The organism is uncultured Duncaniella sp. (assembly GCF_910577345.1).
Classification (GTDB): Bacteria; Bacteroidota; Bacteroidia; order Bacteroidales; family Muribaculaceae; genus Duncaniella.
Genome location: NZ_CAJTMT010000007.1, coordinates 24,088 through 49,182 on the forward strand (window position 1 = coordinate 24,088; position 25,095 = coordinate 49,182).

The 25,095-nt window shown below is 51.4% G+C and carries 14 protein-coding genes; 10 read left to right on the top strand and 4 right to left on the bottom strand.

Annotated features, from left to right (window positions below; genetic code table 11):
* Window positions 1-428 precede the first annotated feature (428 nt).
* The 3 genes from QZ310_RS04815 (at window position 429) to QZ310_RS04825 (ending at window position 6,868) form a co-directional block, all read left to right on the top strand.
* Window positions 429-2,606, top strand: a complete 2,178-nt coding sequence (locus QZ310_RS04815) for a TonB-dependent receptor (protein ID WP_297070951.1) — start codon at window positions 429-431, stop codon at window positions 2,604-2,606.
* 432 nt (window positions 2,607-3,038) lie between these two features.
* Window positions 3,039-5,957, top strand: a complete 2,919-nt coding sequence (locus QZ310_RS04820; protein WP_297070953.1) for an outer membrane beta-barrel protein — start codon at window positions 3,039-3,041, stop codon at window positions 5,955-5,957.
* Between the two features lie 473 nt (window positions 5,958-6,430).
* Window positions 6,431-6,868 carry a PepSY-like domain-containing protein gene (locus QZ310_RS04825; RefSeq protein WP_297070955.1) on the top strand — a complete coding sequence of 146 codons (438 nt, stop codon included), beginning with the start codon at window positions 6,431-6,433 and terminating at the stop codon, window positions 6,866-6,868.
* Between the two features lie 644 nt (window positions 6,869-7,512).
* Here the strand turns inward: QZ310_RS04825 and ribF are convergent.
* Entirely contained in the window at window positions 7,513-8,442 is a 930-nt protein-coding gene (gene ribF / locus QZ310_RS04830) for a riboflavin biosynthesis protein RibF (RefSeq protein ID WP_297070957.1), read from the bottom strand.
* 478 nt (window positions 8,443-8,920) lie between these two features.
* Complete coding sequence (locus QZ310_RS04835; RefSeq protein WP_297070958.1) at window positions 8,921-9,547, bottom strand: HAD family phosphatase; 627 nt, start codon at window positions 9,545-9,547, stop codon at window positions 8,921-8,923.
* A gap of 138 nt (window positions 9,548-9,685) precedes the next feature.
* Between QZ310_RS04835 and QZ310_RS04840 the strand changes: the two genes are divergently transcribed.
* The 3 genes from QZ310_RS04840 (at window position 9,686) to purN (ending at window position 14,169) form a co-directional block, all read left to right on the top strand.
* Entirely contained in the window at window positions 9,686-11,305 is a 1,620-nt protein-coding gene (locus QZ310_RS04840) for a CTP synthase (protein WP_297070960.1), read from the top strand.
* A 47-nt stretch (window positions 11,306-11,352) separates the two neighbouring features.
* Window positions 11,353-13,440 (top strand): membrane protein insertase YidC, encoded by a 2,088-nt coding sequence (gene yidC / locus QZ310_RS04845; RefSeq protein ID WP_297070962.1) that lies wholly within the window; start codon window positions 11,353-11,355, stop codon window positions 13,438-13,440.
* Window positions 13,441-13,593: 153 nt separating this feature from the next.
* Complete coding sequence (gene purN, locus QZ310_RS04850; RefSeq protein ID WP_297070964.1) at window positions 13,594-14,169, top strand: phosphoribosylglycinamide formyltransferase; 576 nt, start codon at window positions 13,594-13,596, stop codon at window positions 14,167-14,169.
* Between the two features lie 238 nt (window positions 14,170-14,407).
* On the opposite strand, the gene QZ310_RS04855 is transcribed toward purN, so the two are convergent.
* A complete protein-coding gene (locus QZ310_RS04855; RefSeq protein ID WP_297070966.1) occupies window positions 14,408-15,217 on the bottom strand; it encodes a glycoside hydrolase family 16 protein in 810 nt (269 codons plus the stop codon).
* A gap of 174 nt (window positions 15,218-15,391) precedes the next feature.
* Window positions 15,392-18,547, bottom strand: coding sequence for a glycosyl hydrolase (locus QZ310_RS04860; protein WP_297070968.1), 3,156 nt, complete (start codon window positions 18,545-18,547; stop codon window positions 15,392-15,394).
* A gap of 264 nt (window positions 18,548-18,811) precedes the next feature.
* Between QZ310_RS04860 and QZ310_RS04865 the strand changes: the two genes are divergently transcribed.
* From QZ310_RS04865 to QZ310_RS04880, 4 genes are read left to right on the top strand one after another with little or no spacing between them, the layout of a single operon-like run.
* Entirely contained in the window at window positions 18,812-21,625 is a 2,814-nt protein-coding gene (locus tag QZ310_RS04865) for a glycosyl hydrolase family 28-related protein (RefSeq protein WP_297070970.1), read from the top strand.
* 22 nt (window positions 21,626-21,647) lie between these two features.
* Window positions 21,648-22,445 carry an alpha/beta hydrolase gene (locus QZ310_RS04870; RefSeq protein WP_297070971.1) on the top strand — a complete coding sequence of 266 codons (798 nt, stop codon included), beginning with the start codon at window positions 21,648-21,650 and terminating at the stop codon, window positions 22,443-22,445.
* A 42-nt stretch (window positions 22,446-22,487) separates the two neighbouring features.
* On the top strand, window positions 22,488-23,381 hold the full coding sequence (locus tag QZ310_RS04875; RefSeq protein ID WP_297070973.1) for an MBL fold metallo-hydrolase: 894 nt from the start codon (window positions 22,488-22,490) through the stop codon (window positions 23,379-23,381).
* A gap of 15 nt (window positions 23,382-23,396) precedes the next feature.
* A complete protein-coding gene (locus tag QZ310_RS04880) occupies window positions 23,397-24,854 on the top strand; it encodes a sialate O-acetylesterase (protein ID WP_297070975.1) in 1,458 nt (485 codons plus the stop codon).
* The last annotated feature ends 241 nt before the right edge of the window (window positions 24,855-25,095 follow it).

Genomic DNA, 25,095 nt, shown 5'->3' on the forward strand with positions numbered 1-25,095 from the left:
AGATGCGCATTGCTCATGTCAGGCAGATGGTACGGCTGATGAGGATTGTGATTGTGAGACATGCTCACCTTTCATATCCTGTGCCACATGTTCGGGTTTCATCCCGTCACCACAGGTCAGGACTTCCGTTTTAATGATCAGCAAACGACCTGTATTTCAATTCCCGCCATTGCCTTCCATTCCCGATGCTTTCATTCTGATAAACACACCCCCTCCCATTTTCATTGTTTAATGGCTCTACTTTAGTCTGTCCAGTAATCTTGTAATTGTTACGAGCAGACAGTAATGCCTATTGACGGTTCAAGTTATATCAGACCATGTTTCAGTTCCCCCCTGTTGACGGGGACAATAAAGTCATGGCCTTATAGGTTATGCACAAAGTATTTGTGTATGACCCCTGAAGTTCGTATAATCATCAAAAACAAGCAATGAAAAATTTATTTATAATAATGGCGGTATTATTATCGCCGCTTTACAGTCATGCCCAAAATATATTCAAGGCAAAAATAATTGACGGAGATTGCGGAGAGGCCCTCGTCGGGGCGACCGCACAGATAAAGGGTACATCTATGGGTGCTGTCGCCGATGGTGAAGGAATTGTTGTCATTACCGGTATTCCTGACGGAGAGTTCACCATTGTATTCTCTTGCATCGGATATGAGACTGAGGATAAGAAATTTACCTTCCCTATGGCCAATGCGGAAACACCGGTGGTGATTTCACTTGAAGAGGAGGAAAATGAACTTGAGGAAGTGGTAGTGACAGCCACCCGTGGCACGCGTACATTCAAGGATCTCCCTACCCGTGTTGAATTTATCGGGTCAGAGGAGCTAGAAGAGAAAAATCTCATGAAACCGGGCGACATCCGTATGCTCCTGAGTGAAAGCACCGGCATCCAAACGCAGCAGACATCTGCCATCTCAGGCAATGCGCTTATAAAAATCCAGGGTCTTGACGGTCGTTACACGCAGATTCTTAAGGATGGTTTCCCGGCTTTTGCAGGTGCGGCTGCAGGTTTAGGTCTTCTTCAGACCCCTCCGCTTGACTTGAAGCAGGTGGAAATCATAAAAGGTTCTTCAAGTACACTCTATGGCGGCGGTGCGATAGCCGGTCTTGTGAACCTTGTGTCGAAAACTCCGGAAGAGAAACGCGACCTTCAGTTCCAGCTCAATGGAACTACGGCGAAGGGTCTGGATGCCAATGGATTCTTCGGGCAGCGTTTTGGTAAAGTTGGAACTACGGTTTTCGCTTCATACAACAGGAACTGGGCTTATGATCCATCCGACGTAGGCTTCACTGCCATTCCTGAGTTTGACAGATTTACGTTTAATCCGACTCTTTTCCTTTATCCGGATGAAAAGACCACGGCAAGTTTCGGCATCGAGTCAATGGTGGAGGACCGTCTGGGCGGTGACATGCACTATATTTCTCACGGCCACACGGAGGACCACCCTTATTTCGAGCGGAACCGCTCTCAGCGCTACTCCACAAAACTGCTTTTTGAGCATAGATTGGATGACAGTAGAAAGTTCAATGTGAAAAACAGTGTGACCTTATTCAAGCGTAAGATAGATATTCCTGACTATCGCTTTGATGGAGACCAGTGGTCGACATTCAGCGAAGTGTCCTATCTGCAGTCTCATGAACGCACGGAATGGATTTTTGGAGCTAACGTATGGACTGAAAAATTTTCTGAAAAGAAACTGACTTCCGTTCCGGCCAGGGATTTTTCACTTAATACTTTTGGTGCTTTCGTTCAGAATACAACCAATATAGGAGAGAGAGTGGTTCTTGAGTCAGGTCTGCGAGGCGACTATGTCCATGACTATGGGTTTGCCTTTTTGCCACGAGTTTCTGCATTGTATCGGGTTAATGAAAAATTCTCAACCCGTATCGGTGGCGGATTCGGTTATAAACCACCATCCATTTTTACCGAGGAAAGTGAAAGATTGCAATTTGAAAACGTATTGCCTATAGATAGCAAGTTCAATAAGCTTGAGCGAAGCTATGGAGGTAATATCGATTTCAATTACCGTACAGCGTTTGCCGACGGGAAGGTGATATTCACAGTCAATCAACTGTTTTTCTATACCTACCTGCGCCATCCTCTTGAATTGAAACGGGAAGATAACGGGCTTTATCGTTTCTACAATATCGCCGGCAATATGCACAGTAAAGGTGCTGAAACTAACGTAAAAGTCAAGTATTCGGACTTCAGTCTCTTTGTGGGATATACCTTTACGGATGCCCGCGTAAAGGAAAATGGCATTTCGCACAAAAAGACACTTACACCTCAGCATCGGGTCAATTCAATGTTGATGTATGAGATTGAAGACAGTTGGAGAGTCGGTTATGAGCTCTACTACGTCGGAAAGCAGCATCTCACCGATGGGCTGATGGGTAAAGACTATGTCACGATGGGCTTTATGATTCAGAAAATATGGGAACATATATCCGTATATGCGAACTTTGAGAACTTTACTGACCGTCGGCAGACACGTTTTGATACAATCTATACGGGAAGTGTGACAAATCCTGAATTCCGTGATATTTATGCTCCATTGGACGGTTTTGTTGCTAATGCAGGCATTATATTGAAGTTCTAACTATTTAATTGATAGATAAATGTGAGGATGTATATTACCCGATGAAATAGTTATTTCGGGGGTAAACAGTGGTACACAAATTCATAAATAACAGAAATTACAGATTATAGTATTGGCATTAATATCAGTCGATTACATAATCTGTAATTTCTGTTATTTATGAATTTGTGTACCACTGTTCGGGTATTTTCGGGGTATTATTGCGAGGATATTTTTCATTGCTGATGCGGACGCTTTGAAAAGCGTCCCTACAACCGCGTCCCGTCGGCGCCTGTAGGGACGCGGTTTATTGGATTATGGTGCTAATCTGATAATTAATTTGGGGGACTAATTTGGATTTGTTTAAACTATGTATTAAATTTGCAGCGTTATCTATCGAGATTTCTACCAATCATCACGTTCAATTATCAATAATCTTCAGAACAGAACTTCATGAAAAACTTTCTCCGGAGCATGTTGCTATTGCTCACTCTCTCCTTTTTCATGCCTTTCACAGCTTTTTCAGCTAACGAAAACGACAGCATTTGGCTTTCAGGCCGCGTCAGGGATGCCATTACCAAAACCGATTTGACCGGAGCCTTTGTCTACCGCTATGACGAGGCCGGAAAACTCATTGATTCCCTTCCGGCAAACAAGGGTATAGCTTTTAAGAACGGTGAACGCATAGAACTTGCAGTGTATAATTTCCCCGTTTTACGCAAGGATTCTACAATTATATTCGACGTCGGCTGTCCGGGCTACAAAACACAGACTGTCACATACCGTCTTGAAAAAATCGGCAAGAGGGAGAGCTACCGTAACCTTCCCGTGACCCTTCTTGAAAAAGCTCCGCGTCAGCTTGGCGAAGTGACGGTGACAGCCTCGAAAATCAAATTCTATAACAAGGGTGACACCATTGTCTACAATGCCGATGCCTTTCAGCTTGCCGAAGGCTCGATGCTCGACGCGCTCATCAGTCAGCTTCCGGGTGTGGAGCTTAACGAGGATGGCCAGATAAAGGTCAACGGCCAATACGTCGAATCACTTCTGCTCAACGGCAAGGAGTTTCTTGACGGCAACAATCAGCTGATGCTCGACAACATCGCGGCCTACACGGTGAAGAATGTGCAGGTCTACGAGGGTCAGACCAAACTGGAGAAGTGGCGTGGCGAACCGAACGGGGAGAAGCATCTCACAATGGATGTCAAGCTCAAACGCGAATATAACCGTGGATGGATTGTCAACGCGCAGGGTGGTCTTGGAACCAAGGACCGTTACAGCGGACGCCTGTTCTCCTCTTTTTTCACCCCGACCACAAAACTGACACTCATTGCCAACGTCAACAATCTCAACGATAACCGTAAGCCGGGCAAGAGCGACACATGGACTCCGGAGATGATGCCGTCGGGCACACGCACCTACAAGATGGCCACATTCAACTATGACTATGAGGATTTGGATGAGACAAAGCGCTACCGGGGTTATGTGACAGTCGAGGAGAATTCCAACAATAATCTCTCCACCACCGACCGCACCAACTTCCTCAGCGGGGGCAATACTTACGACTATGTCTTTGCCCGCAGCAAGAACAAGCAGCTCAAGCTGGAGACCCGCAACTATGTCAACAATTTTGGTGAAAAGACCTATTGGGGCGGTATGCTTCTCGGCCGCTACATAAAGCGCGACAACAGTTCGACATCGCTGTCGGCCACCTTCGACAAGGAGCAGGAGGAGATTACCGCCAAGGCTCTTGAGGCTCTCTATAGCGACGGTTCGCCTGAGCAACTCGACGCTGTGATAAACCGCTCCATCACCCGCAGCGACGGTAGCCGCCATGAGGGCGAGGTTCAGGTGTATCCTCATTTCGAATACAAGATACCCCGGACTAACGACCGTCTGACCTTTCAAATCGGAATGAAGTATAAGGACGAGAAGGAGGAGCGCTGGCGCGACTATAATATCAACTATGGCTCTGATCCGACACCGGCGGTCAAGAAGAGACAGTATTTCGACAATTCACCAAACCATACCCTCACCCTTGATGGTACCGTCGGCTACCGGATAAATATGAATGGTGTGCATTTCGACGTTACATATTCCTATCGCTTCCTGAACCGCGACAGGGATTCATATATGTATGCTCTGGACCGCATGGCCGACATGGGTAACTACGGAACTCTTCCTGCCGGTTACCTCGACTCATTCGACCCTTCCAACAGCTACACCTCGCGCCTGATTGAGAACAAGCATGAAATCACTCCGTTTTTTATATGGTTCAAAAGCCTCCCGAACAAAAATAGGTTAATCGTATATCTTAATCCGGAATTTTCGCTGCTTCACCAGCATTTTGACTATTGGCGCGACAACCGTTCATATCTCGTCAGCCGCAATTCATTCCTGACGGTAGTAAATAAGTACGGTGGCCGTATCACGTTTAACATGGGTGCGCAAGGAGAGGATCCGCGACGTATTGTCTACCGTCATGACTTGGAATACAAGTATTCACTTGATGTCAAGACCCCCGATCTGACCCATCTGATTGATATTGTCAATGATTCCGACCCCCTCAACATCGCTCTCGGAAACCCTGACCTTAAGAATGCCCGTATCCACCGACACACCATTGAGTGGACCTTCAAGCCGGCTGAAAGACAGCTCAACAACCTCCTGTCTCTCTGGTATGAGTACACGACAGATGCATTGGTGAGAGGCTACACCTACGACACGTCGACAGGTATCCGCCGCAACAAGACTTATAATGTCGACGGCAACCATTTCGTCAATGCTAATAATGTGTTCAATCTTCAGTTTGGCAATAAGCAGCAGTTCACACTCAGTTCAATCACCCATGTATCGTTCACAAACTATGCCGACATGATTGGTGTCAATCTTGAGGAGCCGCGGAAGTCCACTGCCAAGACCACAAGTATGACTGAGAAACTAAAGCTCGACTGGCAGATAGGTAAGCAGCAGATAGGGTTGAACGGAAGTTTCACCAACCGCCACACGACCTCCACCCGTGAGGATTTCCAGACCATTGATGCACGGCATTTCAGCTATGGTCTCCTCGGCCAGTTCCGCCTGCCTGGTGGTTTCGGCGTGAACACTGACTTCACCTTCTATGCCCGACGCGGCTATGGAGTGAAGGAGCTCGACACCACCGATGCCATCTGGAATCTGCGTTTGACCTACACGCCGCGCGGTGGTCACTGGGTGTTTATGGTCGACGGTTTCGATATGCTCCATCAGCTCTCCAACGTCAACTATGCCGTCAACGCCTCCGGCCGCACCGTCAGCTACACCAACGCCCTCCCCCGCTACGTCATGTTCTCCGTCCAATACCGCCTCAACATCCAACCGAAGAAACGGTAAATTGCAGGAGGGCGCGCTGTAGGGGCGGCAGTATGGCCGGTCAGTAGGGACGCTTTTCAAAGCGTCCGCAACAACCCCGGTAACTTCTTGCAAACAACCCCGGTAACTTCTTGCAAAAAAACGCGGAAAACATTGGTTAAACTCCATTAAACGCGAACAATACAAACATATTGAAATCAATGGCACTTGCGAAGCATATCCCCGATGGCTCAGCAAGTGCCATTGGTGTTTATGGGGATGTTTATGAGGATGTTTTTTATAATACATTTTGCTGATGCGGACGCTTTGAAAAGCGTCCCTACCGGCACATACCGGCCAATCCCAGTCAATCCGGATGGACCGAGATTTGAACTCTTTGCCGTAAAACAATGTTATAAAACATATATTGAAACACACACACGTTCAATTATACGACACATTTACATTAATCATTCATGACATTTTGCAACCGTCATGATAAAATTGTTTTAGGTATGAAAAAGATTGTACTATCAGCGTTAGTATTTATGATGGCATCGACAGCCACAGTATTTGCAGGTGATCAGATTTCAGAGTCAGAACTTCCTCAGAGAGCCCGCAGCCTGATTTCATCATGTTTTGCCGGTGACCCCGTATCGTCGATTGAAAAGGACAACCGTATGCGAGGCACTGAGTATGAGGTGGAGCTTGCAAGCGGTATGGAGCTCGATTTCAACGACAACGGTACATGGCGAAAAATCTCAGCTGCTCCCGGTCAGACTCTTGCCGACAACTTCATTCCCGAAAAGATTGCCGCCTATCTTGCCAAGACTTATCCCGGAGAGTCAGTCACCAAGATTCTCAAAAACCGCAGGGGTTATGAAGTCGAACTCACCAACAACCACGACCTCCACTTCGACTCAAGCGAACGATTTGTCAGAGTGGACAGGTGATTTCCTGGCTAATCCTCTACAGTATAGAGGTTAAAGTATAGAGAGCACTTGTCGATTCTCTACAGTATAGAGATTAAAGTATAGAGTATAGATAAGTGTTATGCTATCTGCATGGCTGTTTCCGGATGGTTGCATGGCTGTTTCCGGATGGTTGTAGGGACGCGCTGTAGCGCGTATGCCGAATGACGTATTCGGATGACAGGCACATATCGTCCGGATGGCACACAACGCACCTGAATGCCACTTTATATCTCCCTATCCCGAAAATCAACGGTACATAAATTCAGAAATCACAAAAATAACAGATTTTTCAGTCATAATCCACCGACACCGTGTGTGTCGGGTTGTGGTAGGGCTGAAAAATCTGTTATTTTTGTGATTTAAAATCTGTTATTTTTGTAATTTTTGAATTTATGTACCAATAATTCTGATAGTTGATTATGCCATAGAGGATTATTTCATAGCTGATTGATTTTCACTGGGCATACGCGCTACAGCGCGTCCCTACAACCATCCGGAAACAGCCATGCAACCATCCGGAAACAGCCATGCAGTCATCCGGAAACAGCCATGCCGCCATGCGGCCATCCGGAAAACAGCCGTCCGGACAGCATAACAATTATCTATACTCTATACTTTAATCTCTATACTGTAAAGGAGCGACGAATGCTAGCGGCGTCGCGTTCGAGTTGTTCGCGGAGTTTGTCGGTAGAGGCAAAGCGGCGCTCCGGGCGGAGGTATTTCACGAACTCGACAACGACTTCTTCGTCGTAGAGATAGCCTGTGTAGTCGAAAATATGAGCTTCGATTGAGAGTATTGCCTGTCCCTCGCCGTCGGTGACAGTCGGGCGGAAGCCAATGTTGACCATTGAGGGACGGCGCTCACCGTCGGGGGTGACGACGAAAGCCGCGTAGGCTCCCGGTTTGGGGATGAGCGCCTCCTTGTCGGAGGGTTTGAGATTAGCTGTCGGGAAGCCGAGTGTGCGGCCAAGTCTCTGTCCGCTGACCACCATGCCGCGCAGGTTATAGTTGTAGCCGAGAGCTTCCGCTGCCTTTTCGGGTTCACCCGAAAGAAGATGGCGACGGATGAGCGACGAGCTGACGGGAGCGCCCGGTCCGCGGTATTCGGGTGCCGGAATTACCTCTACACCGACCTCCTCACCTATCTTGCGATATTCCTCGGTGGTCTGCGGGCGGTCGTGGCCGAAGCGGTTGTTGAAACCGAGGACAAGGGTGTCGATGCCATACGATTTGCGGAGCATCGAGAGGAATTCACGGGCGCTTTTGTTGCGCAGTCGGTCATTGAACGACAGGATGATAATATCCTCCGCCCCTGCCGCTCCGAGGCGGCGCATACGGTCTTCGAGTGTTGTCAGCAGTCCGGGAGCTTCGAGCGGACGCACCACCGAGAGGGGATGGTGGGAGAAGGTGATGACCGCCGGAGTCAGCCCACGGCTTCCGGCTTCGAGGCGCAGATAGTCAATAAGGAATTTATGACCGGCGTGGACACCGTCATACATCCCCACGGCAGCTATGCGCCGCCGCGACGTGTCGCTCTTGGTGATTATTCTCATGAGTGCTTGGTTGGATAATTTATTGATTTAACACCCGGCGGGGCGGTGGAGTTTAATTGGGATGATGAATGAGGAGGGAAGGGGGGACGTGTCCGTAGGACACTGATTTCTGCGTAACCCCGTACATCGAGCGAAGCGATGATGTGCGGGGCTGAATAGCCGGATAATAAAACTAAGTGTCCGTCAGGACACTGATTTACCATCCTTGTATGTCAAAACCGTAAATCGATGTCCTACGGACATCAATCATGATAGATCTCATCTTTTCCCCGCACATCATCGCTGCGCTCGATGTACGGGGTTACGAGTAAATCGGTGTCCTTATCGGACACCACATCGCATCGGTGTCCAGTGAGCTTATATCCTTGACGGACATCACATAGGCTATGGACACTATATAGCTGTTAGATGGATGTCCGTGCGGTCATTGGATTCCTTCTGAGAGTGGTGTCTTTTCCAGGGGTGGCCGATATTCGGGCTACAGGCTTTTTTTGAACTCTTCGAGGAGGGTGGTGAATTCGTCGCCGGGGCGCACGAGGACAGAGTTGAAACCGTAGGAGCGGGCGGCATCGACGTTCGACTGCGAGTCATCGAAGAAAAGGGTCTCGGAGGGATTCAGTCCGCCAACCTTTTCCGTATAGTCGAAAATCGCCTTTCCGGGCTTGCAGCATTTGGCCTCGTAGGAGGTGAAAATTCCGTCGAAATAGTCGGCCATCTCGCGGCCCTCCTTGCGGAATTCCTCGGCAATCTTGCCGTTGACCATGATGGGGTTGGTATTTGAGAGGAGATACACCTTGTAGTCGCGACGGAGTTCGCGGAGCGATTCGAGACGGTGGACGGGGATACCGATGAGGAATTCATTGAAAGCAGCGTCGATTTCCTCGTCGCTGACATTCTCGCGGTCAATCATCGGACGCACCTGCGCGTGGAACTCATCGGCATCAATCTCGCCGGATTCGAGTGCGAGGAATGCACCCTTCTGGCCATAGACACCGAGAAAATCGTCGGCATCCTTCATGCCGAGTCGCTCGAAGGCCCTGACGCAGCGGTCGCGGTCAAGGTCCATGATTACTCCTCCGAGGTCAAAAAGCAGATTTTTTATCATTTGGCGGTAAGAGCGTGAATTGTGTCAAAAATTCTATAACTGAGAGCAAAATTAAGAAAATATCCCCGATTTTTTTGTAAATTTGCGCCTTAATTATCATTGACACGTCATTGAAGTATCTCAATCACATCATAAAGCGTGGAAACTAAATACATTTTTGTGACCGGCGGCGTTGTGTCGTCGCTCGGCAAAGGAATCATCTCTTCATCGTTGGCATGTCTGCTTAAGGCACGCGGTTTCAGGGTCACCATACAGAAGTTTGACCCCTACATCAACATCGACCCCGGAACCCTCAACCCCTACGAGCATGGCGAGTGTTATGTGACAGTCGACGGCCATGAAGCTGACCTTGACCTCGGTCACTACGAACGTTTCACCAATATCCAGACCACCCGCGCCAACAATGTCACCACAGGCCGCATCTATAAGAGCGTCATCGAGAAGGAGCGCCGTGGCGACTATCTCGGCAAGACCGTCCAGATTATCCCTCACATCACCGACGAAATCAAGCGCAACGTCATGGCCCTCGGCAAGACAGGCAACTTTGAATTCGTCATCACGGAAATCGGAGGCGTGGTCGGCGATATTGAATCGCTTCCCTTCCTTGAGGCTGTCCGTCAGCTCCGTTGGGAGCTTGAAGATGACTGCATCTGCGTCCATCTGACCTACGTCCCCTTCATCGCAGCCGCCAAGGAGCTGAAGACCAAACCCACCCAACACTCCGTCAAGCAGCTTCAGCAGCTCGGCATCCAGCCCGATGTGCTCGTGTTGCGCACGGAGCATGAGATTCCCGCTTCGATGCGAAAGAAAATCGCGCAGTTCTGCAACGTCGCTCCCGATGCCGTTATCGAGAGCCGCGACGCAAAGAGCATCTACGATGTGCCGGTGCAGATGCACGAGGAGCATCTCGACGAGATCGTGATGCGCAAGCTCGACATGGATCCAAAGGGACAGCCCGACATGGGGCCGTGGAAAGAGTTCCTCACCAAGATGCGCACGGCTGAAAAGAAGGTGCGCATAGGTCTCGTCGGGAAATATGTGGAGCTTCAGGATGCCTACAAGTCCATCTCCGAAGCCCTCTTCCAGTGCGCGACATATTCTGACCGAGTGCTTGATTTGGTTTACATCCATTCCGAGCGCGTCACACCCGAGAATGTCGAAGCCCAGCTCCGCGACCTCGACGGCGTGATTATAGCTCCCGGATTCGGCCAACGCGGCATCGAGGGAAAATTCGTGGCGCTGAAATGGTGTCGTGAGCACGATGTCCCGACCTTCGGAATCTGTCTGGGTATGCAGTGCATGGTCATCGAGTTTGCCCGCAATGTCCTCGGACTCGCCGAAGCCAACTCGACAGAGATGCAGCCCCACACGCCCGACAATGTGATTGATCTCATGGAGGAGCAGAAATCCATCTCCAACATGGGAGGAACAATGCGTCTCGGAGCTTACGACTGCCGTCTGACCCCCGGCTCACGCGCAGCCGCAGCCTACGGCGCCACTGAAGTGAGCGAGCGTCACCGCCACCGCTTCGAGTTCAACAACGATTACCGTGCCAGCTTCGAGGCTGCCGGTATGAAGTGTGTCGGCGAGAATCCCGCAACCCATCTTGTGGAGGTTGTCGAGCTTCCTGACCACCGCTGGTTCATCGGCACTCAGTATCATCCCGAATACTCCTCGACAGTCCTCTCCCCCTCGCCACTGTTCATGGACTTCATCAAGGCAGCCATCGCCTACGGTGAGGAACGTGAGAAGAAATAAGAAAAAACATCAACAACCTCTTAAAACCCATTCCGTAAAACCGACTCATGGACAAAAACTCCATCATCGGGCTCATATTGATGGGCCTAATCATTTTTGGTTTCACCTACATCAACCGCCCGTCGGCTGAGGAGCTTGAACGCCAGCGCATAGAGCGCGAGCAGATGCAGGCTCAGGAAGCCGCCAAGGCCGCCGACCCCGGAGCCTTGAAATTCGACTCTATCACATCGGCCGAAGTAGCCACCATAAAGAGCACCATCCGTGAGCTCGGTGTCACCGACACGCTCACCGGTGTGTCGACTCTCCGTGTCGACAAGGTCGATCTCCGTCTGACCGCCGACAATCAGCTTGAGGGCACCGTCGATGCCGATGGCCGTGTGGTTCCTGTGGCCGATATCCTCAGCAACTCATCAGCACTCCCTGTCACTGTCGGTGGGCCCGCCACAACCAATCTGCGCAAGGCACTCGCCACAGTGGCCCGCTACCGTGGATTCGCCCGTCACATCACCGGCGACAGCACCACTGTCAAACTCGAAAACAAACTTCTCAGCCTTGAAATCTCAAACAAGGGTGGTGTCATCTCCCGCGCAACCCTCCGCGATTACAACAGCTATGACTCAACCAAGGTCATGCTCCTCTCGCCGGAGACCGATATGTATAGCTTCACGCTCACTTCTGCCAATCAGCGCTTCGAGACCCGCGAGTTCTACTTCACACCCGTGCAGCTCAACGACTCTTCGGTGCTCATGAAGCTCGACCTTGGCGACGGTGCCACATGGGGTATCAAGTACACTCTTCCCGAGGACGGCTATCTTGTCGACATCGACATTGTCCAGGAAGGTATGCAGTCGATCATCCCCTCTTCTGTAGCGTCAATGGACTTCAACTGGCATCAGAAGATGCGCCGCAACGAGGCCGGACGAGTGTTCGAGGAGAGAAACTCGGCGCTCTACTACATGTATCCCGATGGTGACGTGGACCATCTCAGCGAGGGTGGCGACGACGATGAGGAGATTAACCAGCGTCTCAAATGGATAAGCTGCAAGAACCAGTTCTTCTCGGCTGTCCTTATGGCCCGCACCAACTTCAGCAGCGGTATGCTCAAGAGCACCGAACTGAAGGACAATCCCGACTTCATCAAGGAGATGCAGCTCGACATGACTCTCGAATACACCGCTTCGGCCGCCAATCCGGCCTCGTTCGTGATGTATCTCGGTCCCAACTCATATCCCGTCATGAGCTCGCTCGAAAAGGAGATTTTCCCCGACGAGAACATGCACCTCACCAAGCTCATCCCTCTCGGTTGGCCTATCTTCCGCTGGATCAACACCCTTATCATCATTCCGGTGTTCACCCTTCTCGGCAGCTTCATCTCCAACTACGGTATCATCATCCTGCTGCTCACAATCTTCATCAAGCTTATCCTCTTCCCCTTCACCTACAAGAGCCTCATGTCGCAGGCCCGTATGCGTCTGCTTGCTCCTGAAATCAAGGCGATTAATGAGAAGTATCCCGGCAACGAGAATGCCATGAAGCGTCAGCAGGAGACAATGGCCCTCTACTCCCGTGCAGGGGCCAATCCCCTCTCAGGCTGTCTGCCCATGCTCCTGCAGATGCCTATCCTTGTGGCCATGTTCTGGTTCTTCCCGTCGGCCATCGAGCTTCGCGGCGAACCCTTCCTCTGGGCCAAGGACCTTTCGGCTCCTGACGCCATCATCTCGTGGACTGCCAACATCCCCTTCATATCGAGCACCTTCGGCAACCATATCAGCCTCTTCTGCCTCCTGATGACCGTCACCAATATCATCTACACCCGTGTGACCATGCAGACGCAGAACTCAGCCGGTATGCCGGGCATGAAGTGGATGATGTATCTCATGCCGGTGATGTTCCTCTTCATCTTCAACAACTATGCCGCCGGCCTCAGCTACTACTACTTCCTCTCGCTTCTTATCACCATCGTCCAGACCTACATCTTCCGCAAGGTTGTGTCGGAGGAAAAGATGCGTGCCAAGATGGCCGAGGCTGCCAAGAAGCCCAAAAAGAAATCAGGCTTCATGGCCCGTCTTGAGGAGGCTCAGCGCAAACAGCAGCAGATGCTCCGCGAACAGCAGAAGCGTCAGGGTCGCCGATAAAATAATTTTCAATTGCCTGTAAAGGTGATTGACAGATACATTTAAAAATAACAGAAATGACAGATTTGTTTTAAGTTGAAACGGACTTAATATACAATCTGTCATTTCTGTTATTTTTGGGCTTATTCACTGTTTGATAGACCGATAATGAATATGAAACGTATAGCAATCTTTGCCTCAGGCAACGGCTCGAATGCCGAGAACATCATACGCCATTTTCAGGATGCCCCGCGTGGGGGTGAGGTGGCGCTTGTGGTCTGCAACAAGCCTGAAGCCGGTGTGATTGGCCGCGCCTCACGCTTGAATGTGCCTGTCGAGGTTCTGACGGGAGCGGAAATCCGCGACCCTGAGCGGATGCTTCCGGTTCTGGAGCGATATGGTGTCGATGTCATTGTCCTTGCAGGGTTCCTCCTGATGATACCGTCGTTTCTCATAGAGCGTTACAATGAGCGTATAGTCAACATCCATCCCTCGCTGCTTCCTAAGTTCGGCGGCAAGGGAATGTATGGCCGGCATGTCCATGAGGCTGTCGTCGCCGCCGGGGAGAGGGAGAGCGGTATCACCGTCCATTTCGTGAGTGACAAGTGTGATGAGGGGAGGGTTATCTCGCAAATAAGCGTAGCACTGACTCCTGATGACACTCCGGAGAACGTAGAGGAGAAAATACATGCGCTCGAACGCCTCCACTTCCCCCGCATCATCGAGGAAACCTTCTGCCGGAAATGCTAAGGCAGGAAGGGTAATTGTTGGAAGGGTACATAAGGACAGGCCGGAAGGGTACATAAGGACAAAAGGATTGCATAAGGAACAGAAGAATATATTATAGCTGAGAGTATTAGCTAAAAATATTAGAGGGTGTTTAATATAATTATAGGGGCTTAGATTAAATTAAAACCTATAATCTTCTGTTTCTTATGCAATCCTTTTGTCCTTATGTACCCTTCCGGCTTATGTACCCTTCCGGCAATTAGGGATTGGTTTTTTGGAAGACGCGGACGTAGTCGACTTTCATCTCGGCGGGGAGGGCAGAGTCGTCGGTTCCCTCCATACCGCCCCATGAGCCGCCCCACGCGAGGTTGAGAATTATGTAGAAGGGGCGTTCAAAAGGCCATGTCATGTAGTCCGACTTTCCGTCGTTGTCGTATTTAAACACCCGTCTTCCATCCACCGAGGTAGTTATTGAATCCGGTGTCCATTCGAGACGGTAGACATGGAAATCATCTTCGACCCCCTCGGTGTGGATTTCGGCTGCTTTCTGATTGCTTTTCGTGTGGTTGTAGGCTCCGCAGTGGATAGCCGAGGTCGTGTAGTCAGGCCGATAGCCCACCTCTTCCATTATATCTATCTCCCCGCATTTGGGCCATGAATAGAGTCCACGGACAGGTTTCATCCAGAAGGCAGGCCATGTGCCGCGTCCTTTCGGGAGCTTTATGCGGGCTTCGAAAATTCCGTATTGCCACCCCTCCTTCACCTTTGCGTTGAGCCGTGCGGAATAGACATCATCGCCCTCCTTGTAGGCACGGATGGTCAGGACACCGTCGGCCACTTCGGTGACATTGACATCGTCGCGGAAGCCGTCGACGTAGGTCTGCAATTCATTGTTTGCCCAGCCCTTCGGGTGGACTTCATAGGACCACGCAGCGGAGTCGAGCTGATTGCCGTCAAATTCGTCATGCCATACGAGGCGATAGTTCTCGGGCACTTCAATCAGGTGGAAACCGTCCTGAGCAAGTGCCGGTGCGGAAATGAGGAGGGGTAATAAATAGAGGAAACGCATGAGCGGGGGATTTAGGATTATATATATGTATAATCGGATTTAATGTAAGTATATTATATATAATAATGTAAGAGCCCTTTTTGTTGGGTTCGGACCAAAAAAGCCATGACAGTGTCAATGGATTCAGACACTGTCATGGCTTTTTTGGAATTCAGATTGTTGAGGTCTGCGTGGCTACTCCGCGTGCAGGATGCGCACCGGTCCGAGGAGACCGGCGGCCTGTAAAGGTTCCGAAGCGGTTGCTACCTCAAGGTTGACTTTTGTCAGACGCTCTTCGGGTGCAAGGGCCGCGTCGCCTACGAGGCGGTTACGCCAGGTGTTGACAACCTCCACTTCAAGAGTATTGTCGCCCTCCTTGACAAAGGGAGTGATGTTGACGCGATAAGGATCGGTCCACACACCACCGGCATCCTGACCGTTGATCTTCACGCGTGCCATTACCATTACCTTGCCGAGATCAACATAGTATTCGCCGGAAGGAGCGGCGGGGAGATTGAAGGTTGTCGTATAGATGGCCTTGCCGGAATAATTGGCAATGGCTTTGTCGGCATGTTGGCTCCAATCGAAGAGTGAATTCACTTTCACAGGTTCTTTCGGGCCACGGCGTGCAGGATCGAAACTGATGGTCCACTCGTTGCCTGTGATGTCGGCGACGGTTGCGAGTTCCGGATAGTTGAGTCCTGATTCCGGAGCCTTGATACCCTTGCGGAACACGATGAACGCACTTTCAAGAGCCTCGAACTGCAGGGGAACGGTTATACCCTCGCCAGAAGCGGCTGTCTCAAACTGGGGAAGAGTGCGGACTGTGCCTGTCGCGGGATTCCAGAGCTGCGGGACGAGATCGGTGTCGGTGCGGAAAGTCGCAGAGATGTTGAGCGGAGCTTCGTAGGGATTGGCCACGAAATAGATTTCAGCATCGCGGAGGGTGCGGTGGATGAAGAGGGGCATCTTCTCGCCCTGCGCTACAGAGAGGTCGGGGATGAGGTTGAGATTGGCGAATACTTCGGCCAGTCCGGTTCCGTCGGCCCATACCTTGCCTTTTCCGAAGGTGTTGAACTTCGTACCGGATGCCCACATTTTGGCCGCACGTTCGCTGACAGCCTTGTCGGCATCGGGATACCCGGCGAGGCTCGGCGAACGCTTGGGTTCGGGACCGACTACCGTGAGGCCATCGGACACAAGTTTCTCGATACATTCGAGCATTTCCGGACGCATGGTGTCCTGCTTGGGGAGCACGAGTACGCTGTATTCCATACCGCTGTCGAGGATGAGGTGTCCGTCCTTCACGCGGGCATGGTTCTTGAGAATATCGGCATTGATATAGTCGAATGAGTAGCCTTCGGGGAGGGGAGGATTACATTCGCCTGTCATCTTCGGTGCATCCTCGCCGATGAAATATGCAACGTCGGCCACATAGCGACCCTGCTGCAACACATAGTTGCAACGGCGCAGATAGTCCGTGAAAAGGTCGAGCTGCTCGAACCACACGTTCTTGCGGTTGAACTCGTTGCCGAACCATGCTGCCAGACCGGGCTCTTCGGGAGTGTCGAGCTGATGGATGAAGAGGTGTAGGAGCGATGCGTTTATGCCTTCGGTGAAGAAGCGGTCCACACGCTGTTTCATCACGTTGGGGTAGCGTCCGAACGGATTGCCCGCGGCTGTGCATGACTCTGCCCATATTTTGTTTTTGCCGTAGATGTGTCCACACGATGAGGCCGCGCGGTTTTCAATGTCGCCGAGTGTGCCCTCGCTCCAGTACTCGCCTGCGATTTCATCGCTCTGGCCTCCGTAGAGGAGGAATTCGCTCGGGAAACCCCAGTGACCGTAGTTCTCAAGCCATGTGGTCAAGCCATGTTTGTTGGAAATCTCCTTCAGACCGCCGACATACTCCGTGGCGATGAGGTCGGCGACCAGACGGCGGAGGTCCCAGAGGAAGCGGTCCGACATCTCGTTGCTCCCGACGGGAACCCCTTGGAGGACGGGGAGATAGGGGAGAGGTGAATAGCCATAGCGTTCGGTGAATTTTTCGGTGAGACCGTCGGTCCAGTTCTGGCCACCGGTCTCGTAGCTGTCCTCGACCACAATGCGGAATGTTTTCCGTTCCTCGGCGGGAATACGGCGCATGATTTCGCCGATATATGCGTCGAAATGACTCTGGAGATGCTCTTTGTTGAGCTTGTCCACTTCAAGACCTGTGGCCTCGGGGCTGGCGGGGGAATTGGTGACACCGGTGGAGGCCATGCCGATGCGTGAGATGACCCACTTGCCTTCCGGTACATTCCATGTCAGTTTGCCGTCCTTGACATCAGAGGTGAGGACTATGACCTTGGCGGGATCCACCGTCCAGTCGGAGGTGGAATAGGCAGGTTGGTCATCCCACATATAGTAGTCCCACATCGGGAGGGGTTCCTGACACATCTTGGCAAGCTGCTTTTCAGCGTTGCGTTCGATTTTGGGTTGCTCGGAAAGGGTCAGTTCAATCTTGCCCGCTCCTGCAGGAGCGATTTCAAGCATCATTTCGCTGACCTCCTCTTCGGGGAGTGAGACGATGATGGGAGCGTAGGGGTCGAAGCCTACGATGTTCTGAGGATTGAAGCGGTCTATGTCGAAACTCTTGACCTCTTTCCAGTCATTGCCGGTCTTTGACTTCAACACGGCTGTGGTGCGGATGGGGGAGCTGACGCGTACCTCCAGACTGCGGACCGTGGCCGGTTTGTCGAGACGGAGTTGGGTGTTGAGGGCTTGACCTTCATTTTTAGATAGTGTCCATGATTGGGTGAATGCTTCTTTGCCGAAAGCCGGATAGGCGATGACAGCCTCATCCTGACATGCACCCTCGATTACGGGAAGCGTGATGGTCTGTTCGCCCGGTCCTTCCACGACGGTCTGTGCCGAAACGATGTGGCGCATGGATTCTTCGGGCTTGATCCACGGACCACCCGACTGGCTCCATCCGGGGCAGTTGAAGATACCGATTTCGATGTCGAGTTCTCCGGCAGTCTTCAGCGCCTGACGTAGAGTTTTCCACCATAGTTCGCTGTTGTAGGTTGCCTCGCCGTAGGGGAGGTCTTCAATACCTATCATGCCGATTTGAGCGCGGGTGATTCCGGCTTTTTTCATGGCTTGGAGATCCTTGACGGCTCCTTCGGGCGAGAGATTGTCGTTGAGCCAGTACCAGTAGACGGCGATGCGCACGCTGTCGGGAGGCGACATGAAATTCTCCTCAACCGTGGTGATGGATGCAGATTCAGGTTGCGGGCTGCAGGAACTTGACGCGAGCGACAGGCCGGTCAGCACAGCAGCGGAAGTGATCAGATGTTTTAACCGCATAATTGAAGTGAAAAATGTGATTGGATTAGGTTCATGGGTCATGGCAGGCAGACCCGCTTGGGATGTTTGAAGCAAAGATATGATATATATATAAGGTGGTGTTTGTTTTCTGTACCAACTTTTGTCGGATATGTGCATCCGTGGGCTGTGGAGGGCATAATAAAAACAGATGACAATATTTTTGATACATGTGGAGAAATCGCGGGGGAGGGGAAATTCATAAATTTGCATATATCATTATCACACCACTTCCACATACCTGACATGCAGAAAAAACAGAAACACCCGCTGCCGGCAATGGCTCTCGCAATCACACTTGCGGGTCTTATCGCCACAGCCTGCAGCAGCATCGTTGCGATGCCCGGTGGCAAGGATGTGTCCAACCGTTGTTCGCTGACCGACCGGATGACTATTGCTTCCTGGGAGGCGGGTGCGGATGGGTTCACTGCCGGAGCTGATTCAGCGGTCATTGCTTTGGCTGACTCCCTGACTGTTCCTTACGAGGGGACAGGCTGTCTGGAAGTGATTTTCCCGGGAGGCCGGGAGGCATCTTGCCCCCGCTCTGTCGGCAAAAGTTTCAATCCGCCCTTGAATCTGAGCGGAAAAGGATTGGTGGAATACGGTCTTCTCGTCTCGGAAGGGCCGGGCCGCGATTTCACGACAACGCTCACCTTGCGCTCGTCGGAAGGTGAAGAATTCATATCGACAGCACACATCATCCCTACGCTTTGGCAGGGGGTGATTTTCGACATACAGACCTGTCCATTTACTGATGATGTTGCCTCTATCGAAATCTCTGTCAGCAACGACAGCAGTGAACCGTGGGAAAATCCAAGGTTCATGGTCGACGGTCTGACGGCAGGAAAGCCACTTGACCTTGATTTCGATATAGAGGGCTCGGCCGACAGGTTTGTCGCCCACGGAGATGCAGAGGTGAAGCAGGATGAGGGCATGGCGATTATTGATTTCAAAAATGGGGGTGCAGTGGAGCTGTCGACTTCCGGAAGCCGCAATGCTATCTACAATCCCGATCTTGAATGGCGCAACACGGTGGCGTTGGCGATTGAAAACAGAAGCGGTGCCGATAATCTGTGTCTGAGCTTCGTGACTGATCGTGACAGCACATTCACACCCGGAAAGTCAAAAAAGACCGTAATTTCAAAGGATGAGGGTTGGCAATATGTGGAATTCAATCTTTCCGACATCCCCGGGGCTGAAGGAAGGTTGGAAGGTCTGCGAATAGAGCCTGTCGGCGGTGAGGGTATCATCATGATTGACCGCATATCCTTTGAGCGCGAGGCTCCCATCGGAATCAATGCCGGTGAGATAATCGTCTGCACTGCGAGTGAGGATGGCAATCTGACAGTCAAGGGTATTGTCAAGGAGGAATATCTTAGCGAGGGTGTGCGGATAGAGGTGCGCCACGCACCACATTGGAAATCGGACGTGCCGTTCGACAGCCTCGAACCGGTCGGGGAATGTCCTGCAGGAAGTGAATTCGAGATTTCCGACATTCCCAACAAAAGGCTTGGAGGACGGATGACGCATCTCAGCAGCCGTTTCCGTGCGGCACTGAGGATGAAGGACGGGCGGATGCTTGCAATCGGAGAGCCGTTTTTCATCACCAACTGGCAGGACTTCATAGAGAATCCATATAGATTTGAAACATCGGAGAAGGAATATCCCGTTGAGGACTTCGGCGCGAAAGGTGACGGTGTCACCAATGACAATGCCGCCATACAGCGAGCCATCGACAAGGCATCATCGGCAGGTGGAGGCAGAGTATTGCTTCGCGGGAATGCCGGCAACGCAGATGAGCGGACATATATAGCGACGAATCTTGAACTGCGCAAGGGTGTGAATCTCGTCATACAGCAAGGGGCTGTGTTAAGGCAGTCGCCGAAATTTGCTCACTATTCGGAATATCCGCCTGAATATGGACATGACAATGTGATTCCCGGTGTTCCCTGGACCCACTGCATGTATACCAACCGTCCGCTCATACTCGCGAAGGACACTGAGAATGTGAAAATCACCGGCGGAGGCAAAATCCGCATGGATGACACCTATAGCGAGAACCCGGCTTGGACCCACTATGCTCGCACATGCAGCGACCGCATCCATATTGTACCGATAGCGGTCTGCAATACCCGCCATGTCGAGATTTCGGATATTGACATTGTCCGCTGCAGCAACTATCACACGATTTTCTATCGTGCGGACAGTGTTTTCATCGGTAATCTGAAAATGCAGGAGGTGGCCTGTCTGAGCGGTGACGGTCTCAGTTTCGGCAATGCGGTGACCAATGTCCGTGTGGCGCGTTGCGTGTTCGAATCGAACGACGACGGTATAGTCCTGTGCAGCAGCTACAAGGATCCGCGTGGAGGTGTATGGCGGGAGCGGGTCGACTCGATTGACTCGTCGGTCAGACACATAGAGGTGTTCGGAAGCTATATAGATTGCGCCCGTGGGGGTGGTGGAAAGGCTATAGCCCTTATTCCGTGGGGCTCCACCAATCCTCGTCAGGATTATAATGAAATTGACGACATAGAGGTGAGGGACTGTGTGTTGCGCGGCGGTCATTCCGTCGGCTCATGGCCCGACAATCCATTTGACGGAAAGCCGTTTGACAACTCTGAGCCGGATGACTACGCGCCGGTGAAGAATCTCCGCATCTTTGACAACGAATATCTCTCGCCCCTTGAACTGAACGGTGTGGTTCCGGTGACACTGCTCACTGACTGCGGTCTGAAGGGCAGCAGTCAGTTCAAAAATCCCGCTTTTGCCGATCGTCTCGCCTATTGGTCAACTACAGGTGTAGCAGACGGACGCGAGCAAGGAAGAGTCCGGCTTGCCGACGGTATGATATATCAGGGTCTTTATCTTCCGGGCGGATGCTACTCGCTGTCGTGGACAGGAGAGGGAGAGATTAGTCCGTATATTGCTAACATTGAGGGACGCACCCTTGATGTCGGTGAGGATGGCGTCTTCGATGTCCCCCAAGCAGCCACACTCCTGCTCGGAGTGAAAGGTGTTGATGCCGTCGTCACTTCCATTGCTCTGAAAAAGATAAAATAAATCATCAAAAAATATATCTGACATGAAAACCTTACGTTTAATCACCGCTCTTCTTGCTCTGGTGTCGGCTCTTGGTCTTTCGGCCCAGTGGACACCGACAAAAGCGCAGTTTGACATTGAAAATCCCCGGATGAAAGTATTCCTGCCGAAAGATGAACTCAACACCGGCCGTGCGATCGTAGCCTGTCCCGGCGGGTCATATTTAGGCCATGCGATGGGACATGAGGGTTGGGACTGGGCACCCTTCTTCAACCGTCAGGGCATTGCATTCATTGTCCTTCAGTACACTCTTCCGGCCGGTGACCGCACGAAGCCTATCGGCGATGCTGAGGCGGCTATAAAACTTGTGCGTGACAGTGCCAAGGTGTGGAACATCAATCCTGCCGAGGTCGGTATAATGGGATCGTCGGCGGGTGGACATCTTGCATCGACCATCTCCACCCATTTTTCCTCGCCGGAAGTCCGCCCCGATTTCCAGATACTTTTCTATCCGGTAATCTCGATGGATTCTGCCCGTGGCCATCAGCTTTCACACGAGAGCTTTCTCGGCAAGAACGCCACGCCGGAGCTGATTGACCTCTACTCGAACGAGAGGCAATGCACCCCGCAGACTCCGCGCGCGATCATACTCACCTCGGACGACGACGGTATAAATGCCGCATACAATTCCGTGGCCTACTATTCGGCACTGAAAGCCGCGGGCGTACCGGCCGCACTCCATGTCTATCCAACCGGAGAACATGGCTGGGGATGCCTACAGTCGTTCCAGCATCACACACAGATGCTCGACGATCTGTCGGCATGGCTTGCAACATTCTGATTAAACACCCTCTAACCTTAAAAATACAACATAAAAACAGCAATGCTTAAAAAAATTATGCTGGCACTTGTGCTTCTGATGAGCACCGGTGTCATGGTTTCGGCCAAATCAAACAAAAGTAAGAAGCAGTCAGGCTTCACGATGTGGCAACTCCCCATGCAGGTGGGTAATATCGGTAATTCATACGTTTTCCGTACATCGGGGGGCAAGGTTATCGTGTTTGACGGCGGATGGCCTGCGGAACAGCTTTATCTGCGCGGATTCATCGCCGGTCTCGGAAACGAAGTTGAAGCCTGGTTCATTTCCCATCCCCACGATGACCACATGGGTGTACTATGGCAGATTCTCAAAGACCGCCAGGGCATGAAAATCAACCATATCTACCATTCGCGTTTCTCTCCCGAACTTGTGGAGCTGGAGCAGCCTTACGGAGAGTATGCGAAAGATTTCTATGCTGTGCTTGACACTGTCAGCATACCCGTCACTGATTTCCGCGAACCGGGCTACACGGGTAAGATAGACGATTTCAACTTCAAGATTCTCGGAGTGGTTAACGAGGAATTTCATACGAATCCATTCAACAACTCGTCTATGGTAATGAAAGTATGGGACGACAAGAAGTCAATACTTTTCCTTGCCGATACCGGGGCGGAATCAGGCGACAAACTTCTCAACGGTCCCTACCGTGATGACCTTTCATGTGACTATCTGCAAGTAGCCCACCACGGTCAGCACGGTTGCAAGGAGGATTTCTACAAGTCAATTGATTTCCGTGCTTGCCTGTGGCCGACAGCTTACTGGATCTGGACAAATGACCAAGGGGGCGGTTACAACACCGGTAATCTCGAAACTTTCGAGACGCGCCGATGGATGGATGAGATTGGTATCAAGGAGCATCACGTCTCCTGCCTCGAAGGACTTTTCAAACTTGAATAAATTCCTCAATCCGACATGATGACAGTAAATCTGAAACGTATATCATTCTTTCTGACAGTCCTTGCCCTTTCAGGGGAAGGGCTGTCGGCATTGGAACTGCCGGCACAGCTCGGCGACCATGCTGTCCTGCAGCAGCAATGCGATGCAAAGCTTTGGGGATGGGCAGCCCCGGGTGCGACCGTAACGGTCACTCCTTCATGGAACAAGAAGAAGGTCAGCACGAAGGCCGACAGCGAAGGACGGTGGAGTGTCAAGGTGGCGACTCCCGCAGCCTCCTATCAGCCCTACAGCATCAGTTTCAAGGAGGGTCGGGAGGAAATCACAATCTCCGACATCCTCATTGGTGAAGTGTGGCTGGCCGCCGGACAGTCCAATATGGAGATGCCGATGATGGGGTTCAATGCGCAGCCCGTCGAGGGCGCAGGGCCGGACATCGCACGTTCGGGCCGGCTGCGTGACCGCGTGCGCATGGCATATATCGTGAGGGGTGATGAGTATGAACCGCAGGAGCGCATCGGAGGTGAGTGGAAAGTGGCTTCGCCGGAGAACACACCGGCGTTCAGTGCGCAGGGCTTCTATTTCGCCCGTGAGTTGAACGACATCATAGATGTTCCGGTAGGTATTCTCTGTGTCTCCTACGGAGGTACACAGATTGAGGGTTGGCTTCCACGCGACATCCTTGACCGTTTCGGTTATGACTTCGAGGCTATGATGGCCGAGAAGGATCGTCTGCCTGCCTTTCGCTACAGCACCAAATACAGTTCAATGGTCTGTCCGCTGATTGGCTACGGTATCAAGGGTTTCCTCTGGAATCAGGGAGAATCCAATGTCATCAATCCTGACCGCTATTGCGAGTTGCTGACCGAGATGGTGGCCCGCTGGCGCAGTGACTGGGGTGACAGTGACAACAGTCTGCCCTTCTATCAGACAGAGAATCCCGGCTTCGGATGGTGGCAACCGGATGCAATCCCGGCAGCACTTGTCAGGGAACAGCAGCAGAAAGCAGCGAAGGTGATACCGAACTGTGGAATAACATGCACCAACGACCTGACCTATCCCTACGAGGTTGACGTCATCCACGGCACGCGTAAACGTGAGATTGGGGAGCGTATGGCCTGGCAGGTGGCCGAACGTCAATATGGAATCAAGGGTATGCCGTGGCGCTGTCCCGAATTCAGGTCTCTCAGCAAGGGGGAGGATGGAACGGTGCGTGTGGCCTTTGACAATGTTGCCTGCGGTCTCACTCCCAATGTAGGTAATGTCGAGGGCTTCGAGGTTGCCGCTGCCGACGGAAAATTCCATAAGGCCGATGCAAAGGTCGATTGGAATACCGCCGAGGTCATTCTCAGTTGTCCGGATGTGGCCGACATCAAGGATGTCCGCTACTGCTTCAAGAATTTCTGCCCCGGGACACTCAGGAATTCATACGGAATGCCCGCCATGCCCTTCCGCACGGATAATCTCAAGGAATGATATTATGGTAAAATAAGAACCATTACTTGTAATCTGTTCATATAACAAGCATATAGCCGGAGCTGACTCACATCATCTCCGGCTATTGCTTTTTACATTGTGTAATGCCCTGTCAGCATTTCAGTCAGTAAAAGGATTGGATTGTTTTTATGTAGGCAATTCTTTTCAATCCGTTTGAAACCTAACCTTTTATTATCCTTAGAGTGATTTATCCTTAAATTTTATGAAATAGCGGTGTCTA

Excerpts from the sequence above, each read along its gene's own strand:
- yidC (WP_297070962.1), top strand. The coding sequence starts at position 11,353 with ATGGACAAAAACTCCATCATCGGGCTCATATTGATGGGCCTAATCATT.
- QZ310_RS04860 (WP_297070968.1), bottom strand. The coding sequence starts at position 18,547 with ATGCGGTTAAAACATCTGATCACTTCCGCTGCTGTGCTGACCGGCCTG.
- QZ310_RS04870 (WP_297070971.1), top strand. The coding sequence starts at position 21,648 with ATGAAAACCTTACGTTTAATCACCGCTCTTCTTGCTCTGGTGTCGGCT.
- QZ310_RS04820 (WP_297070953.1), top strand. The coding sequence starts at position 3,039 with ATGAAAAACTTTCTCCGGAGCATGTTGCTATTGCTCACTCTCTCCTTT.
- QZ310_RS04835 (WP_297070958.1), bottom strand. The coding sequence starts at position 9,547 with ATGATAAAAAATCTGCTTTTTGACCTCGGAGGAGTAATCATGGACCTT.
- purN (WP_297070964.1), top strand. The coding sequence starts at position 13,594 with ATGAAACGTATAGCAATCTTTGCCTCAGGCAACGGCTCGAATGCCGAG.
- QZ310_RS04825 (WP_297070955.1), top strand. The coding sequence starts at position 6,431 with ATGAAAAAGATTGTACTATCAGCGTTAGTATTTATGATGGCATCGACA.
- QZ310_RS04880 (WP_297070975.1), top strand. The coding sequence starts at position 23,397 with ATGATGACAGTAAATCTGAAACGTATATCATTCTTTCTGACAGTCCTT.
- ribF (WP_297070957.1), bottom strand. The coding sequence starts at position 8,442 with ATGAGAATAATCACCAAGAGCGACACGTCGCGGCGGCGCATAGCTGCC.
- QZ310_RS04815 (WP_297070951.1), top strand. The coding sequence starts at position 429 with ATGAAAAATTTATTTATAATAATGGCGGTATTATTATCGCCGCTTTAC.
- QZ310_RS04865 (WP_297070970.1), top strand. The coding sequence starts at position 18,812 with ATGCAGAAAAAACAGAAACACCCGCTGCCGGCAATGGCTCTCGCAATC.
- QZ310_RS04875 (WP_297070973.1), top strand. The coding sequence starts at position 22,488 with ATGCTTAAAAAAATTATGCTGGCACTTGTGCTTCTGATGAGCACCGGT.
- QZ310_RS04855 (WP_297070966.1), bottom strand. The coding sequence starts at position 15,217 with ATGCGTTTCCTCTATTTATTACCCCTCCTCATTTCCGCACCGGCACTT.